Origin of the sequence: Phormidesmis priestleyi ULC007, assembly GCF_001895925.1 — a bacterium.
Taxonomy (GTDB): domain Bacteria; phylum Cyanobacteriota; class Cyanobacteriia; order Leptolyngbyales; family Leptolyngbyaceae; genus Phormidesmis_A; species Phormidesmis_A priestleyi_A.
Window position 1 is genome coordinate 1 of record NZ_MPPI01000066.1, and the last position, 16,515, is coordinate 16,515.

14 protein-coding genes are annotated in these 16,515 nt (G+C 48.0%); 8 read left to right on the top strand and 6 right to left on the bottom strand.

The window, feature by feature from the left end; all coding sequences use genetic code 11:
- Positions 1-85 precede the first annotated feature (85 nt).
- Positions 86-583 carry a hypothetical protein gene (locus BRW63_RS25810; protein WP_073075199.1) on the bottom strand — a complete coding sequence of 166 codons (498 nt, stop codon included), beginning with the start codon at positions 581-583 and terminating at the stop codon, positions 86-88.
- Between the two features lie 513 nt (positions 584-1,096).
- On the opposite strand from BRW63_RS25810, the gene BRW63_RS25815 reads away from it, so the two are divergent.
- The 3 genes from BRW63_RS25815 to BRW63_RS25825 all read left to right on the top strand — a co-directional run bounded on the left by BRW63_RS25815 (position 1,097) and on the right by BRW63_RS25825 (position 3,597).
- Positions 1,097-1,831, top strand: coding sequence for a helix-turn-helix transcriptional regulator (locus BRW63_RS25815; RefSeq protein WP_083583264.1), 735 nt, complete (start codon positions 1,097-1,099; stop codon positions 1,829-1,831).
- A gap of 129 nt (positions 1,832-1,960) precedes the next feature.
- The gene (cofG, locus tag BRW63_RS25820) at positions 1,961-2,941 is read left to right on the top strand and encodes a 7,8-didemethyl-8-hydroxy-5-deazariboflavin synthase subunit CofG (protein ID WP_073075201.1); all 981 of its coding nucleotides are present in this window, start codon (positions 1,961-1,963) and stop codon (positions 2,939-2,941) included.
- A 23-nt stretch (positions 2,942-2,964) separates the two neighbouring features.
- Positions 2,965-3,597, top strand: coding sequence for an adenylate/guanylate cyclase domain-containing protein (locus BRW63_RS25825; protein WP_073075202.1), 633 nt, complete (start codon positions 2,965-2,967; stop codon positions 3,595-3,597).
- Between the two features lie 5 nt (positions 3,598-3,602).
- Here BRW63_RS25825 and BRW63_RS25830 read toward each other — a convergent pair whose 3' ends face one another.
- The 4 genes from BRW63_RS25830 to tig all read right to left on the bottom strand — a co-directional run bounded on the left by BRW63_RS25830 (position 3,603) and on the right by tig (position 8,215).
- Positions 3,603-4,493 carry an alpha/beta fold hydrolase gene (locus BRW63_RS25830; protein WP_073075203.1) on the bottom strand — a complete coding sequence of 297 codons (891 nt, stop codon included), beginning with the start codon at positions 4,491-4,493 and terminating at the stop codon, positions 3,603-3,605.
- Between the two features lie 71 nt (positions 4,494-4,564).
- Positions 4,565-5,914 carry an ATP-dependent protease ATP-binding subunit ClpX gene (clpX, locus tag BRW63_RS25835; RefSeq protein WP_073075204.1) on the bottom strand — a complete coding sequence of 450 codons (1,350 nt, stop codon included), beginning with the start codon at positions 5,912-5,914 and terminating at the stop codon, positions 4,565-4,567.
- Positions 5,915-5,923: 9 nt separating this feature from the next.
- Positions 5,924-6,553 (bottom strand): ATP-dependent Clp endopeptidase proteolytic subunit ClpP, encoded by a 630-nt coding sequence (clpP, locus tag BRW63_RS25840; protein ID WP_244913295.1) that lies wholly within the window; start codon positions 6,551-6,553, stop codon positions 5,924-5,926.
- A 216-nt stretch (positions 6,554-6,769) separates the two neighbouring features.
- A complete protein-coding gene (gene tig / locus BRW63_RS25845) occupies positions 6,770-8,215 on the bottom strand; it encodes a trigger factor (protein ID WP_073075205.1) in 1,446 nt (481 codons plus the stop codon).
- Between the two features lie 435 nt (positions 8,216-8,650).
- Between tig and BRW63_RS25850 the strand changes: the two genes are divergently transcribed.
- The 3 genes from BRW63_RS25850 (at position 8,651) to BRW63_RS25860 (ending at position 12,704) form a co-directional block, all read left to right on the top strand.
- Positions 8,651-9,691: an aspartate-semialdehyde dehydrogenase gene (locus BRW63_RS25850; protein ID WP_073075206.1), complete on the top strand. Its 1,041-nt coding sequence runs from the start codon at positions 8,651-8,653 to the stop codon at positions 9,689-9,691.
- A 54-nt stretch (positions 9,692-9,745) separates the two neighbouring features.
- Positions 9,746-10,630, top strand: coding sequence for a 4-hydroxy-tetrahydrodipicolinate synthase (dapA, locus tag BRW63_RS25855; RefSeq protein ID WP_317615850.1), 885 nt, complete (start codon positions 9,746-9,748; stop codon positions 10,628-10,630).
- A 310-nt stretch (positions 10,631-10,940) separates the two neighbouring features.
- Positions 10,941-12,704 carry a ribonuclease J gene (locus BRW63_RS25860; protein WP_073075208.1) on the top strand — a complete coding sequence of 588 codons (1,764 nt, stop codon included), beginning with the start codon at positions 10,941-10,943 and terminating at the stop codon, positions 12,702-12,704.
- Between the two features lie 62 nt (positions 12,705-12,766).
- Here the strand turns inward: BRW63_RS25860 and BRW63_RS25865 are convergent, their stop codons facing one another.
- Complete coding sequence (locus BRW63_RS25865) at positions 12,767-13,114, bottom strand: hypothetical protein (protein WP_073075209.1); 348 nt, start codon at positions 13,112-13,114, stop codon at positions 12,767-12,769.
- 324 nt (positions 13,115-13,438) lie between these two features.
- Between BRW63_RS25865 and argZ the strand changes: the two genes are divergently transcribed.
- Both argZ and BRW63_RS25875 read left to right on the top strand, forming a co-directional pair.
- Positions 13,439-15,547 carry a bifunctional arginine dihydrolase/ornithine cyclodeaminase gene (gene argZ / locus BRW63_RS25870; RefSeq protein ID WP_073075210.1) on the top strand — a complete coding sequence of 703 codons (2,109 nt, stop codon included), beginning with the start codon at positions 13,439-13,441 and terminating at the stop codon, positions 15,545-15,547.
- 447 nt (positions 15,548-15,994) lie between these two features.
- Positions 15,995-16,432, top strand: a complete 438-nt coding sequence (locus BRW63_RS25875; RefSeq protein WP_143162125.1) for a hypothetical protein — start codon at positions 15,995-15,997, stop codon at positions 16,430-16,432.
- Positions 16,433-16,515: the final 83 nt, after the last annotated feature.

Sequence of the window (16,515 nt, forward strand, 5' to 3'; positions counted from 1 at the left end):
CATCATCGGTTTGGTTGATAAAGCTAAGCAGATCTTGCATACCATCTTTCACGGTTGTCATCAGGGGTCACGACCCACTCAGCCTTCATCTTACAACTGATTTAGGATTGCTATAGCTGCGGGCATAGAGATAAGCAACGGGAATTGCATCTGTGCGGGGATTGAAATCGTCCATAAACAATTCCACTGGCTCTTCAATTTTGAGCAGGGTCAGTTCAGGCAGAGACCGCACTTCTAAACACAGCGTCTGACCATCATATTGTTTTTCTAATAGCCCTAAGGCGGCCAAACGATCGATCATCATCCCGGCTGCTCGATCGCTGCCCCGTTCTTGATCTCCATAAAATAATTCTGCCGCCTCTCGGTGAGTGCAGGCGATTGAGCCTTCAGGAGGCTCTAGACTACTTAACGGCTGAGGGATAATTCCTTCTAGCTCTTCTTGCTGTTTAAGAAGTAAGTAAGCCCAAAGTCTGACAAAACACTCTGCTCGACGACGAGTCAACCCGCCCCGTTTTTGAAGCATGGAAGCATAGAGCTTTTGACGATCGAGCGGGAATAATTTATCTAGGAAACTGGGGTTCATGGGGGCAGAACCATTCTATGAGAATGAGAATAAATTTAGAAAAAGACCCGATCGGGTGAAGCGTTTATGAGACAGTCGGCCGATAATTCGATACATAACCTATCAGATGGGCTTTCCGTAAGCAAGTAGGCTTTAAGAAATTGCTTCAATAGTGGTTCTAGTAGAATTGCCTAGGGGACTGTGAATGGGTATTTCTGATCAACCCCTATCAGTCTATGTTGAAATTATTCAACACTCATCGGTATTAAGCCGCCAATTTAGCAGTCATCGTCTGACTCTAGACTTGCGTGCTCTTAACCCCATCGTTAATCTCGCGTCTGTGACTGTTGTTCTAGAGTCATGTTATTCCCTAAAGGTGGAAAATCTCGGAAACTTCATACTACTTCAGGTTACTTCACCCTCTTTCAGGTTGCTTGGATCTACGCCACTATCTTAGACAGCATTACAGGCTACTCATTGCAGGTTCAGAGTCACAGGTAGCAAGATAGCTCCAGTGCTTGAGGATTTTGCCCCATGACCGCCCCTATATTTGTAGCGCCTCCACAAATTCAGTTGCCAGTTTGCTCCCGGTCAAATTTTCGATTGTCTAAGCGTGACTTAGAGAATACAGCCTCTCTTGTGCGCTCTTCCAAACGCCCAACGCCCATTGAGTCAAAACCTCTAGAAGAGAATACTCCTTTAGAAAGCTTTGACTCAGAAGCGCTTTGGGGTCGTTTGGTTGAGTCAATGCCGGGGGGAGTGATCGTTGTTGCCCAAACCCTTCGACCCGTCTACACAAGCTCAAAAGCGACGCGTCTTTGTCAGCAGCTAAGTTCAGAAGAGGGTCATAATGCCAGTCTTCTGGATGTGGTGACTGAGGTCTGTCATCGGCTACTCAAAACAGAATCAGAGCATAGATTTCTCGTTGCAGAATATCAGGGACATCGAGGACGCAGCGTTCGCTTGCGGGCGAGTTGGTTGTCTACTAATGCACACAGTTCTAACGTGGGCAGTGATCAGCCATACATTCTCGTTCTGTTAGAGGATTGTGATGAAGCGCTGAAAGAAAATCTGTGGATCGATCGTCAAAAATATGACTTGACCGATCGAGAAGCCGAAATCTGGATGCTGTTGCGGCAGGAATACACTTATCAAGAAATTGCGGACATTTTGCAGATTAGTCTTAACACTGTGAAGACTCATGTGAAAAACGTTTATGCCAAGCGCAGGAGTGTAGTCGGGCAAGGAAGAATTTGGTACTCCAAATAAGTCAGTTGCCCAGCTTGAGTTAAACCATTACCCAAAATGCATGTTAGAGATCAAGGAAGACTCTAGACTTGAGACGGCTATGATCTCAAGTCTAGAGTTTCGGCTTTTAAACCGTCGATGGCAAGGTCAATGGAATTTCTTTCGCAGGTCGTAACTTATAGCCCCGCCTATACGCTAGTTCCAACCTATGAATGCTTTAATCGCTGTACTTACTGCAACTTCCGATCCGATCCGGGCACGAGTCCCTGGTTAACACTGGTTGATGCAGAAAAAGTTTTGAACCGTCTGAAAAATCAGGGAATTATTGAAATTCTTGTCCTGAGTGGAGAAGTTCACCCTCAAAGCGCGCGACGAACAGATTGGGTGCAGCACATTTACAACCTTTGTGAACTGGCGCTTGCAATGGGATTTTTGCCCCACACCAATGCAGGGCCTCTCAGCTTCGCAGAAATGACGAAGTTGAAGGAAGTCAATGTATCAATGGGGTTGATGCTAGAGCAACTCACGCCAGAACTTCTAAAAACCGTTCATCGACATGCACCCAGTAAATTGCCGGAGCTGCGATCGCAGCAGTTAGCCTATGCAGGAGCGCTACAGATCCCGTTTACGACCGGGTTGTTATTGGGGATTGGAGAAACAGAGCGCGATCGCTGGGAGAGTCTAGAGGCGATCGCTCACATTCAAGAGCGCTGGGGAAATATTCAAGAAGTTATTTTGCAACCCTACAGCCCTGGACAACAGGAATCTTGGGCGGGGTCTGCATTTCAGCCAAAGGATTTGCTAGAGATGATTAAAGTAGCACGTCAAGTTTTGCCAGAGACGATCGCCCTGCAAATTCCTCCTAATCTCCTGCAACCAGAGATGTTGATGGCTTGTTTAAAGGCAGGAGCCAATGATTTAGGCGGAATCAGCCCTCACGATGAAGTTAATCCGGATTATCCACATCCGCAGGTGCATCAGTTAACAGCCAGGCTCAAACAGGCAGGGTGGGAAGTGGTTCCCCGGTTGCCCGTTTACCCGCAATATGATGGATGGCTGCCGTCTCAATTGCAGAAAGTTGTGAGTGAGTGGCGATCGCGACTGCAATCTAGCAAACACAAGGAACCCTGAGAGTAGCTCATTTTGAAACCTGTATGATTTCAGGAAAAAATACCCGGACAGAGTTTGAGTGTTTACTACAAGCTCGCAATGATCACCCAGACCAGAGTGCAGAGATTGATCAGCAAATTCAGGAGATATTTAGCCACACTTGCGCGATTTTTGTCCTTGATATGTCTGGCTTTTCACAGCTCACGCTTCGCCACGGAATTTTGCATTTCTTAGGAATGATTCGCCGCATGAGGGTGATTAGTGAGCCGATCGTTCTGCAATTTGAGGGTAGAGTGATCAAGCAGGAGGCAGATAACTTATTTGCGATGTTTCCCGATGTGATGTCGGCGATCGCAGCGTCTTTCTCGATCTTAAAAGACTTGGCAGCAGTCAACACTGGTTTACCAGATGAGCAAGATATTTATGTGGGCATCGGCATTGGGTATGGTGAAGTGCTAGTCGTTGGAGATGACGACCTCTATGGGAGCGAAATGAACTTGGCTTGTAAACTCGGCGAGGACTTAGCCCGACGCAGCGAGATTCTGCTCACCCAGTCAGCTTTTCAAGAAGTACAGCACCATCCCGGAGTTTGGGAGCCACTCGATTTATCAATCTCTGGAATAGCCTTGGTAGCACACAGAGTGCGATCGCTCCTCGGAGTTTCGCAAATCGCTTAGAGTGATCAAACTTGGGCAGAGCTAGTCACTGCTAAGAACTCTCGCACCTTCTGAAGATAAGTTGGCGCATCTTCTAGCATCGGAAAATGCGCCGTATTCGGAATCAAAAAATATTCAATCTTGTCATTCAGTTCGGCTGCATAGCGACCCAATTCTGGCGGAATGATGATGTCATATTCTCCAGAAACCAATAGAGTCGGCACCTTTAGTTGAGCAAACTCATCAGGCATCACTTCAGCCGCCTTTTTGCTGACGCAGGTAAAGATCGTTCCTAATGCTGCATCGTAGTCTGCCATTAGAAAGTCATCTAGAAACGCACGACTAATTTCACCAGAAAGGGGACGGTGTAGAAACCGCTGCATAAACAGTCGATCCATAAACGGCAGTTTATAGAGCCAGCGAGGACGATATTTGACAACATAGCCCCCAAATTTGTAGAACGCATTGAAGGATTTTTCGTCATATTCAAAAATGCCGCTACAGGTGAGGATGGCTCTCTCGACCCGATCGCCGTGCAAATTCAAAAAAAATGTTCCCACCGAAGCGCCCATCGAGTGAGCATTGAGATAAATTTGCCCTAGCCCCAGTGCGTCTAATAAACTCGCCAAGTCTTCTGCATAGCTTTCGAGTTCATAGCTGAGTTCTTCTTTCGTGTCTGGAGGTTGAGCGAGAATCGGTGTTTCTTGGTCGTTTGTCCGTGAGCGACCAAACCCGCGCATATCGTAGAGTAAGCAATCAAAGGTGTCAGAAAGCGCTCTAGCTGTGCTTTCCCAATAGCGTGAAGATCCACCCCATCCGTGAATAAAAACCATGACGGGTTTTCCGGTGGGCTGAGGCTGCCCAGATGTCACCCATTCGTAATAGTGCCTAAATCGATTAACCGTTGCGTATGCCATCTTAGAACTTTGAATTTTAAGGATTGAGTTTTAAGTTCAGGATTTGTTGACTCAAAACTCAAGACTTAATTTTAAGCCGATTCAGGCTTCGGAAGCGATGAAGGGTGTACTAAAAGCTCGGCAGTAGAGCGTTTTTCGACCATCTCACGAGTGATTGAGCATCGAGTCACATCCTTTCGAGAAGGTAGCTCATACATCACATCTAGCATCAATTCTTCTACGATACTCCGAAGCGCTCTGGCTCCAGTCTTACGGCGATAGGCTTCTTGAGCGATCGCCCTCACAGCATCTTGCTTAAAGTCAAGCTGCACGTTGTCCATCTTCAGCAGCTTTTGAAATTGCTTCACCAGGGCATTGCGAGGCTCAGTCAGAATTTCAGCCAATGCGTCTTCATCCAGCGGGTCAACAACTGCCATGACTGGAATCCGCCCGATGAATTCTGGAATCATGCCAAACTTCACAAGGTCATCGGGTTCAAGATGTTTGAGAATGTCGGCAGTGCGCTTGTCTTTAGAGGGCTGATTATCTCCGCCTTGGACAAAGCCCATTGATCGCTTGCCGATTCGTTGCTCAATCGACTTATCTAATCCAACAAACGCCCCACCGCAGATGAACAGAATATTGCCCGTATCGATTTGAATGCAATCTTGGTAAGGGTGTTTGCGTCCGCCTTGAGGGGGAACGTTTGCAACTGTGCCCTCTAGCATCTTTAGGAGAGCTTGTTGAACCCCTTCGCCAGAAACATCGCGAGTGATGGAAGGATTTTCACTTTTGCGAGCAATTTTGTCGATCTCATCGATATAGATGATGCCACGTTGTGCTTCTTCAACATCTAAATCAGCAACTTGCAGCAGGCGGAGCAAAATGTTTTCTACGTCCTCACCGACGTAGCCTGCCTCAGTCAGCGTCGTTGCATCGGCAACAGCAAAGGGCACATCCAAAATTTCTGCCAGGGTTTGCGCCAAAAGCGTCTTACCACAACCCGTCGGGCCGATCAGCAGAATATTAGATTTTTGTAGCTCAACCGAGTCATCAGGAGCCGCTTTGCCGCCGCTACCATTTTTAGTTTGAATGAAGCTAAGACGCTTGTAATGGTTGTAAACGGCGACCGAAAGGACTTTTTTTGCTTCGTCTTGACCGATTACCTGCTCGTCGAGATATTTTTTGATCTCTCGCGGCTTAGGAATCTGGCTCAAAGAAATATTGGATGATCGCGCTCGGCGCTTTTCGGGCGCTTGCTCTTTGCGAGGCACAGGCTGAGGAACTGCACTAGAGTCGAACAACTCCTCATCTAAAATTTCGTTGCACAAGTCTACGCATTCATCGCAGATGTAAACGCCTGGTCCTGCAATCAGCTTGCGTACTTGCTCCTGGGACTTGCCACAAAAAGAACATTTTAGATGGGAGTCGTATTTGGACATACCTTCCTCTTAAACTATTGCGGCGACAGGTACTTCCACTTTAGGAAGATTCTGCCGAGTGATTACTTGGTCAATCAAACCGTAGTCTTTTGCTTCTTGAGCCGACATGAAGAAATCGCGCTCAGTGTCGGCTTCAATCCTTTCAAAAGGCTGCCCAGTGTGTTCAGCCAATAGCTCATTGAGCTTGCGCTTATGATAAAGGATTTCTTTCGCCTGGATCTCAATATCCACCGCTTGACCTTGAGCACCGCCCAAGGGTTGGTGAATCATGATTCGGGAGCTAGGAAGCGACATTCGTTTGCCTTTTGTGCCTCCAGAGAGGAGAAATGCCCCCATGCTGGCAGCCAGACCAAAACAAATGGTCACGACATCGCAACGAACTTGCTGCATCGTATCGTAAATTGCCATCCCTGCGGTGACAGAGCCACCCGGAGAGTTGATGTAAATTTGAATGTCTTTTTCAGAATCTTCAGCTTCTAGGAAAAGCATCTGAGCGACCAGCGAGTCTGCTACGGCATCATCGACTTGAGTTCCAAGAAACACGATGCGCTCACGCAGGAGGCGAGAGTAAATGTCAAACGCTCGATCGCCGCGACCAGACTGCTCAACCACCATCGGCACGACGCTGGTCGGAGTCATAGACAGCACTTCCAAGGGAGCTTGATTAGTAATGGAAAGGTTGTAAGACTTAGATTGAAGCATAGAGTCAAAGCGTTGCTTGAAGGCACTTTTGATCAAATTAACTGACGAGATTTTCGCTCTGGTCATGCACACATTATGCCTTAACTCACCTGAGACTGGGGTCGATCCTCTAAAAAGACTTCCCTGACTTAGAAGCTCAGTCTTAGGGGAATCCTATTCGGCTTCGATCGTAGATGCCTCGACCTCGATCGCGTCATCTGCATCTAGCTCGATCGCGTCATCTGCATCTAGCTCGATCGCGTCGTCTTCGAGAACTTCCTCCTCTTTTTTCAGCGTCCCTTCAGGCACTAGATCGATCGTGTTGTGTTCCTCTAGCCAAGCGAGAATCTTTTCTTTGAGTAGGTCTTCAGCAACGGCACTGCGGAGCCGATCGGCATCGACCTCTCGCCCTTCTAGATCTGCCATAACTTCACGAACTTTAGCGTTAACTTCAGACTCGCTGGTGGTGAGCGACTCACGCTTGGCAACTTCGCCTAGCGCTAAGGTGCGTTTGATGCGATCGATCGCGTCAGGGCGAGAACGCTCTTTCAACATCGGCAGCGTTTCTTGATTGAGCAAGCGCTTGATATCAATGCCCTGGTTTTGAAGCTGCATTGCCGTCTGCGTGATCATAAATTCGACTTCCCGCTCAACGAGCGTTTCAGGAAGCTCGACTTCAACTTGAGTGATCAATTCATCTAGAATCGCTTGCTCTTTGTTGGATTTGGTTTTTTGCTCTGCTTCTTCGGCGAATCGCTTTTCTAGAGACTCGCGTAGTTCAGCGATCGTGGGGTAGTCGCCGCCACTCGCATCTTGAGCAAAGTCGTCATCCAGTTCGGGCAGTTCTTTTTCTTTTAATTCTTTAAGGGTCATGGTGAAGGTGGCAGGGCGACCCGCTAACTCTTCTTGAGGGTAATCGTCTGGGAAGGTGACTGACACTTCTTTGGTGTCTCCAGGATTCATCTCGACGATGCCATCAATAAAGCCAGGAATGAATTTTCCGTCATCTAGCTCGATCTGGAAGTCTTGAGCCTGACCGCCTGGAACGTCTTGCTCTTCGGCATCTTCACCTGCGGGAGTAAAACGCCCATGATAATCAACCACTGCCGTATCGCCCTTCTGTGCGGCTCTGCCTTCGACCGGAACGAGAGTCGCCATCTGAGTTTGATAATTTCCCAAGACAGTATCAACTTTGCCCTCTTCAGGCTTGACTTCTTCTGCCTGGACGCTTAAACCTGTGTATTGTTTGAGATCGACCTCTGGCTGAATATCGACCGCTGCCGAGAAAGTGAGTGAGTTTCCTGGCTCAAATTGAGTCACCAACTCCTCAAACGAAGAGCGCAGTTGAAAGTTGCCGATCGCTTCGATTTTTTCCTGCTCTAGCGCTGCTTTGAGTGCCTTATCTACAAGGTCTTCAACCGCCGCCGCTTTGATGCGAGTCGGGCCAAATCGCTGAATCAGCACTTGACGAGGCACTTTTCCCTTCCGAAACCCAGGAATATTGGTTGAGCGGGTGAAATCTTGTAGCACCCGCTCATAAGCCTGTTTAGACATCTCTGGTGTGATTTCAATTTCCAGACCAACCTGGCTGGCGGGAAGTTTTTCCTGGGTAACTTTCATTAGCGTATGAGTTGCAAACGATATGGGGTTTGGTGAGCGGGGCGAAACTCTAGGCATCGTTGACATCACCGCAGTTAGCAATACTAACCGATTCTCGACCTGCTTGACTCAATTCTGTGATTGAATCTTAAGAATCTGCCTAAGATAAATTGTGCGATCGAGCACTCTTGAGATAGGGTTAGAACGCCTACTTTATAAGACTAATGATTTCTCGTCATTACTTTAAGCAAATTTACGTTAACCTTTTGCAGAATTTTCTGAAAGCACGATAACCTCTAAGTTGAATCTGGAGCTTGCAGCAGAGTTGCCAAGAGTTTAAAAAGACAGTTTCACTGTAATTTTAATTTCTATATATTAAGAAATCGCTTTCACACAAAAACTTCTAAAACCTCCGAGGTTTGAATTCAGAAAATTAGCATTTGGAGGAAATAAACTTTGGGTCAATTCTATCGGGTCGCAATCTTAGGAGCGACGGGCGCTGTCGGCACAGAATTACTAGAACTGTTAGAAAGTCGCCACTTTCCATTGGCTGACCTGAAACTGCTGGCATCTGCACGATCGGCAGGCACAACCCTAAAGTTTCGGGGAGAAAAGCTAACGGTTGAAGCGGTTAATGCCCAATCCTTTGATGGGGTTGACATCGTGTTAGCGTCAGCAGGCGGTTCGATTTCTAAAGCTTGGGCGAAGACTGCGATCGCCGCAGGAGCCGTGATGATCGACAACTCAAGCGCCTTTCGCATGGACTCTAAAGTGCCGCTGATCGTGCCAGAGGTCAACCCGCAAGAAGCTGCAAACCATCAGGGTTTGATCGCCAACCCAAATTGCACCACGATTTTGATGTCAGTGGCAGTTTACCCACTCCATCGAGTTCAGCCGATCAAGCGGATTGTTGCCTCAACCTATCAGTCTGCTAGTGGGGCTGGGGCACGAGCGATGGAAGAAGTCAAAACTCAGTCTCAGGCAATTCTCAACGGGCAAACGCCCAAACCAGAAATATTTCCTTACCCGCTTGCATTTAATCTATTCCCGCATAACTCCCCGCTGAATGAGCAAGGCTATTGCGAGGAAGAGATGAAAATGGTCAACGAAACTCGAAAGATCTTGGGAGCCAGTGACCTGAGAATCACGGCAACCTGTGTACGGGTTCCCGTCCTGCGCGCTCACTCAGAATCGATTAACCTAGAGTTTGAAAGCCCATTTGATGTGGCGAAAGCAAGAGAAATTCTGAGCAAAGCGCCGGGTGTAAAGCTAGTCGATGACTGGCAGGCAAACTATTTCCCGATGCCGATCGACGCAAGCGGTAAAGATGACATACTGGTTGGTCGAATTCGTCAGGATATTTCAAACCCGAACGGGCTAGAGTTATGGCTGTGCGGTGATCAGATTCGTAAAGGAGCCGCTTTAAACGCCATTCAGATTGCAGAGCTATTAGTTGAGAAGAATCTATTAAAGCCTCAGATTGCAGCGATTGTTTAAAGTCTTGTAGACGGACACAGGACGAAAAATATCAAGGAGTAACAGTAGAGTGTGGTGAATTTTGGACGTGTTTTAACCGCGATGATTACGCCATTTAATCTAGATGGCACGGTTAACTATGAAGTGACAGAGAAACTAGCCGCCCATCTAGCTGACAATGGCACTGACACCCTTGTAGTTTGTGGCACTACTGGCGAATCACCAACCCTGAGTTGGGAGGAAGAATTTGAGTTATTCAGGGTCGTAAAAAGCGCCGTGAGTGGGAATGCCAAAGTCATGGCAGGAACGGGGTCAAATTCGACGACGGAGGCGATCGCAGCCACCCAAAAAGCTGCTAAGATGGGCCTAGACGGAAGTTTGCAAGTGGTTCCTTACTACAATAAGCCTCCTCAGTCAGGGCTTTATCGCCACTTTGAAGCGATCGCGCAAGCTGCTTTTGATCTGCCAATCATGCTTTACAATGTGCCTGGGCGCACAAGTCAAAATCTTTTACCTGAAACGGTTGCAAAGCTTGCTGAAATCTCAAATATTGTGGCAGTGAAGGAAGCAAGTGGCAATCTTGACCAGGCTAGCCAAATTAGACAGTTGACACCGACTGATTTTGCAATCTACTCTGGAGATGACTCGTTAACGCTGCCCATGCTAGCGATCGGAGGCAGCGGAGTTGTCAGTGTCGCGAGCCACTTAGTGGGTGTTCAACTTCAGCAAATGATTCGAGCGTTTGAAAGTGGTCAGGTGCAAGCGGCGACTCAGATTCATCTCAAGCTCTTTTCGTTATTCAAAGCTTTGTTTATCACGACCAATCCGATTCCTGTTAAAGAAGCCCTAAAGCTACAAGGGTGGAACGTTGGCTCTTTCCGTCTTCCTCTCTGCGATCCAGATGAAGAAGTTCGCGCTATGCTAAAGACCGTGATGGCAGAGCTTAATCTTCTCGAATAGCTCCCAAAAGTTTTCCGACAACTGAATAGCCTACTGGCGGTGCTGAAACTGAGGCTCTAATGTCTCTTCGGTTATTCCGTGTTCAAACCTGATCGTCACTTTGACTGCATTGCTCGATCGATAAACCTACAATTCACTCTGCAAAGCTTTGAGTTGTATGCCGATCAGCGCCTCCTAGCTCTTTATTTCTAGAAACGACCTCCTATGTACTGAATCACTTTTTCCTATTAAATCTCTGCCTTGTAATTTGCAAAACCTAACGTTCAATCCATTGAAAACTAATCTTCCGAAACCTACTACAAAGATCCAAATGACCCAAAACAATTCTTCTGAAGCGCTCAAAATTATTCCCCTCGGTGGGCTGCACGAAATTGGTAAAAATACCTGCGTGTTTGAGTATGGAGATGAAATTATCCTGCTAGATGCAGGTCTAGCCTTCCCGACTGATGGCATGCACGGCGTTAATATTGTGTTGCCCGACATGACCTATCTGCGCGAAAATCGCCACAAAATCAAGGGCATGATCGTCACTCACGGGCACGAAGACCACATTGGCGGCATTCCTTTTCACCTGAAGCAGTTTGACATTCCGGTGATCTACGGCCCCCGGTTGGCGATGGCACTTTTAGAGGGCAAGCTAGAAGAAGCTGGCGTAGCTGACCGAACCGAAATTCGCACTGTTCGCCCTCGCGATATTGTCAGAATCGGTTCCTATTTCTTCGTCGAATTTATTCGCAACACTCACTCGATCGCTGACAGCTTCACCGTAGCGATTCACACACCTGTAGGCATAGTCATCCATACAGGCGACTTCAAGTTTGACCACACTCCCGTCGATGGCGAATTCTTTGACTTCCAAAAGTTAGCAGAATATGGCGAGAAAGGGGTTCACTGTCTCATCAGCGACTCCACTAATTCAGAAGTTCCCGGATTTACGCCTTCTGAACGAGCAGTGTTTCCCAATCTCGATCGCATTTTTAGTCAAGCTCAAGGACGCTTACTCGTCACCACATTTGCTTCGTCAGTTCACCGGATCAATATGATTTTGGAACTCGCGAAGAAGCACAATCGAGTGGTGTCGGTGATTGGTCGATCAATGCTGAACGTGATTGCCCACGCTCGTAACTTGGGCTACATCAAGTGCGAAGACGACCTACTTCAACCGTTGCACATGACCCACAAGCTGCCAGACAGCAGTGTGCTGATCTTGACGACCGGATCGCAAGGCGAGCCAATGTCTGCCATGACCCGGATTGCCAACGGAGAACATCGCCAAGTTAAAGCCAGACAGGGCGACACGATCGTCTTCTCGGCAAACCCAATTCCGGGCAACACGATCGCAGTGGTTAACACGATCGATAAACTGATGATGCAAGGTGCCAAAGTCGTCTATGGCAAAGATCAAGGCATTCACGTCTCAGGTCACGGCTGTCAAGAAGACCAAAAGCTGATGATTGGGTTGACTCGCCCCAGATTCTTCTTGCCCGTTCACGGCGAGCATCGGATGCTAGTCAAACACTCTCAAACCGCTCAAAGCACGGGCATTCCGGCTGAGAATATGGTGATCATCGATAACGGAGACGTAATCGAGCTGGGCAAAGACTCGATTCGTAAGGCGGGTAAGGTGCCAGCCGGAATCGAGCTTGTAGACACGTCTCGCTCTGGAATGGTTAACGACAAAGTGCTGAAAGAGCGGCAGCAGTTGGCAGGAGACGGCATTGTGACGATCGCCGCCACGATTGACGGAGAAGGTCACTTATTCTCGAAGCCAGAAGTTCACTTGCGAGGCGTGGTGTCTGCAATTGAGCGTCCGGTCTTGCAAAGCAAAGCTGAAGAAGCGATCGCAGCGGTGTTGCGCGATCGCTGGAAAGACTTTACCCGCGAGTTAGAAGGTCAAATCGAAACAGATTGGGCAGGCTTGCAGGTGCAAATCGAGCGTGAGTTACATCGGTTGCTGAAACGAGAGTTGCAGAGCAATCCGCTCTTGGTGTTCTTGATGCAGAACCCGGAGCCTGCGGAAGTAAAATCGACGACTCCGACTCGGCAGCGATCGGCGGTAAAAGTTGCGTCATAGTGACCCAATAAACTAAAAGAAGCCCTAGCCATCCGGTTAGGGCTTTTCTGTCAGGAGAATTTTTAGTTCTTGCCAGTCACCCTGTCAATTAACCCTTTAGCGCCCTCAACTACAGGGTTCTCACTGGGGTTTTCTTTCTTGAAGGTTTCTAAATCCTTTTCATACTCTTTCTCTAAACCGTTTGATTTCTTGACCTCATCAACTGCTTCCTCGTAAGCGGCTTCACGGTTGGTTGCCGTTTGAGGTTCGTCTAAAATAAAAGGCTGCTCTTTTACGGGTTGCTTTAAAGGGTCTGCGTAGCTAGGCTGCTCGACCACGAAAAATCCAGATGTATAGATGAGGCTGACCAACCCCATTAGCACCACACTCTTATAGAATGCTTGTCTCAGCGTCAAAAAGACCTGTCTCATAAGAAATTCCTCTCTACGAATGTTCGTCACTCACGGTTTGAACGCAATGTGAACCTGTCCAGTAACTTAAACTCAAATCAAAATTAATCCCTCTATCAGAGGAACGATTTAGAGATTGTCATGAATTATTGATAGTTGAAAGATACGATCGTCCCCTTTTCATCTCTAGAATATTCAGAGGCAGCACTCAATTATTTGTTGGTGCTGCCTTGATCTAGCCATAGGAATGCCCTTTCGTAGCTTCAGCTACAACGATTACTGTCAATTTCTCATTCACTAGGCTGATTGGTCGCGTCTAATTCCCCTCACAACCCAGATTTTTCTATGACTTCCTCGCTTCGGTTTCTCATGTGTGCCCCTGATCACTATGACGTAGATTATGTGATCAATCCTTGGATGGAGGGCAACATCCACAAGTCGTCGCGCGATCGGGCGGTTGAGCAATGGCAAAAGCTTCATAACGTAATTCAACAGCACGCGGCGGTCAACCTGGTCAAGCCTCAAAAGGGCATTCCAGATATGGTGTTCACCGCAAATGCAGGCTTAGTCTTAGGCAAGACGGTCGTTTTGAGCCGCTTTTTTCACAAAGAACGGCAGGGAGAAGAACCCTTCTTTAAAGAATGGTTTGAGGCGAATGACTACACCGTTCATGAGTTGCCAAAAGACCTGCCGTTTGAAGGCGCGGGAGATGCCTTGCTCGATCGAGAAGGACGGTGGCTCTGGGCAGGTTATGGCTTTCGATCAGAGTTAGATTCGCACCCTTATTTGGCAAAGTGGCTGGATATTGAAGTTCTGTCGCTGCGGCTGATGGACGAGCGGTTTTATCATCTAGATACCTGCTTTTGTCCGCTTAGTAATGGCTATTTGCTCTACTATCCGCCTGCGTTTGATGCCTACTCAAATCGGTTAATTGAGATGCGTGTCCCCGAAGCCAAGCGAATTGCGATCGCTGAACCCGATGCAGTCACCTTTGCCTGTAATGCGGTCAACATTGAGGAAATTGTCATTCTCAATCAGGCGAGTGATGATCTCAAGCAAAGGCTGTCTAATGAAGGGTTCCGCGTGATTGAGACTCCATTAACAGAGTTTTTGAAAGCGGGTGGCGCGTCTAAATGTTTGACGCTAAGGGTCACTGAGCCAGTGCGAGTAGAGCTGCATGCGAGTGCGGCGATCGAGAGTCGCGTCATGTGTTTAGAAGGGCATCTACTCGATTCGGGTTTGATCAACCAGGCGTTAGATGTGGTAGTCGAAGCAGGTGGCAGCTTCCAGGTTCTCAACTTTAATTTGGGAGAGCAACGGCAAAGCACGTCATCAGCAGAAGTGAAGGTGACGGCTCCTTCTCACGCGATCATGGAAACGATCATGAGCCAGTGGATCGACCTCGGAGCGTTGCCACCGCCCCAAGAGATTTGTGACTGTGATCTAGAAACCGTAATTCAGAGAGGCGTTGCGCCCGACGATTTCTACGTGACCACGATCTACCCAACTGAGGTGCGAGTGAAGGGGCAGTGGGTGAAAGTGCAGAAACAGCGTATGGATGCGGCGATCGTGGTTTCAAGCGATGAAAGTGCGCCTGTCTGTAAGCTGCTGCGAGATGTGGAGACGGACGATCGAGTCGTCGTCGGCGTAGACGGCATTCGCACCGTTCGCAAAACTGAATCGCGAGAACAGCGCAACACCCAAGAATTTAGCTTTATGGGGGCAGGCGTTTCGAGTGAGCGGCGAGTTGAGTTGGTCGTCGAACAAATTGCGTGGGAACTGCGAAAGATTCGGGATCACGGAGGCAAGGTTGTGGTGACCGCAGGCCCTGTCGTGATTCACACAGGGGGAGGCGAACATCTGGCGCACCTAGTTCGGGAAGGGTATGTGCAGGCCCTACTCGGCGGAAACGCGATCGCGGTTCACGACATGGAGCAGTCTTTGATGGGCACTTCGCTGGGCATGGATATGAAGCGAGGCGTTTCAGTTCGAGGGGGGCATCGCCATCATCTCAAAGTGATTAACCTGGTTCGTCGATATGGCAGCATTGCAGAGACTGTAAAAAGCGGCATTCTGACGAGTGGTGTTCTCTACGAATGTGTGAAGCACCAGGTGCCATTCTCACTGGCTGGCTCGATTCGCGATGATGGGCCGCTACCAGATACGCAAATGGATTTAGTCAAAGCCCAAGAGGACTACAGCCGCTTAATCGAAGGGGCCGACATGATCTTGATGTTGTCATCAATGCTGCACTCGATCGGAGTGGGCAATATGACTCCATCGGGGGTAAAGATGGTGTGTGTCGATATTAACCCAGCAGTTGTGACTAAGTTGAGCGATCGCGGCTCGGTTGAGTCAGTAGGTGTTGTTACCGATGTGGGCTTGTTCCTCAGTTTGTTGGTGCAGCAGTTGGATAAGTTGACGCATCCCTACCCAGTTACTCTGACGGTGTAAGTCAGTCGGGGTCAGTTTTCGAGTTTCGGTCTGACCCCAACATATAAACGAGAATCTTGTTGAATCTACTGGACTACTGCCCACCGCAAAACAGCATAAGCTACTCCATTAGTGCATTGGATTGAAGTGGTACAGATAGAGTTGTAGGGGGAACAATACTCGTAGAGCATTCCTTGTCGCCGCTAAGATCATCTAGATCTGATAGTTTTATCTTGAGTAAATTATATTTATTGAGCCGTTCGCTCCGCTAAGTGTATACCGCATTAGTTAATACAAATCTTTGCGCTCAATACGCATATTTCGGGTAGACAAAGGTCTGAAGATTATCTGATAAAGGACACAACGGTCTATTTCTTATACTTCTCTTAAGGTCAGGTGGTACTTATGCCTATCTCAAGCTTGTCCGTTGATTCAAACTGCTCGGACGGTTTACCCCTTGCTCCAGACTTGTCAGTTACATTCGCAAAGAAATATTTACAACAGGTGAAGGGCAATGCAACCTCAGCCAATACTGTTGCCCTTTGCTTTCCAGAACGCCGTCGCACTGAGATGAGAGAGAAACTTTTGTCGTCTCTGCGATCGGTCAGCGCCAAATCATGGGTTAAGACAGAAAACTTTCTAAGCGAAGAGCTTTTATATCACGGAATTGATGCCAATTTAATCGATCCTTGGCAAATTTCAGGGGGTATTCATCAAGTTTATAAATACGCCATCGAAGCTTATATTGACCAGAAGCCACCCTACAATCTTGTCAACAAGGTTAGCCCAATCCTTGGAGAGACGCGGAAGCAGGTTACAGCGATCGACTCCCGTGCGATCGGTTTTGTCGCCATGCAATACCACTACACCGGGGTAAGTAGGAGGGTGAAGTTAAATATAAGATAGGAAGACCCTCTAATTAACCCCTCCTTATGCCTGCTCCCCTCCGGATCATTTTGACTTCAGAAGAGGATCGCACGTTAGCTGAA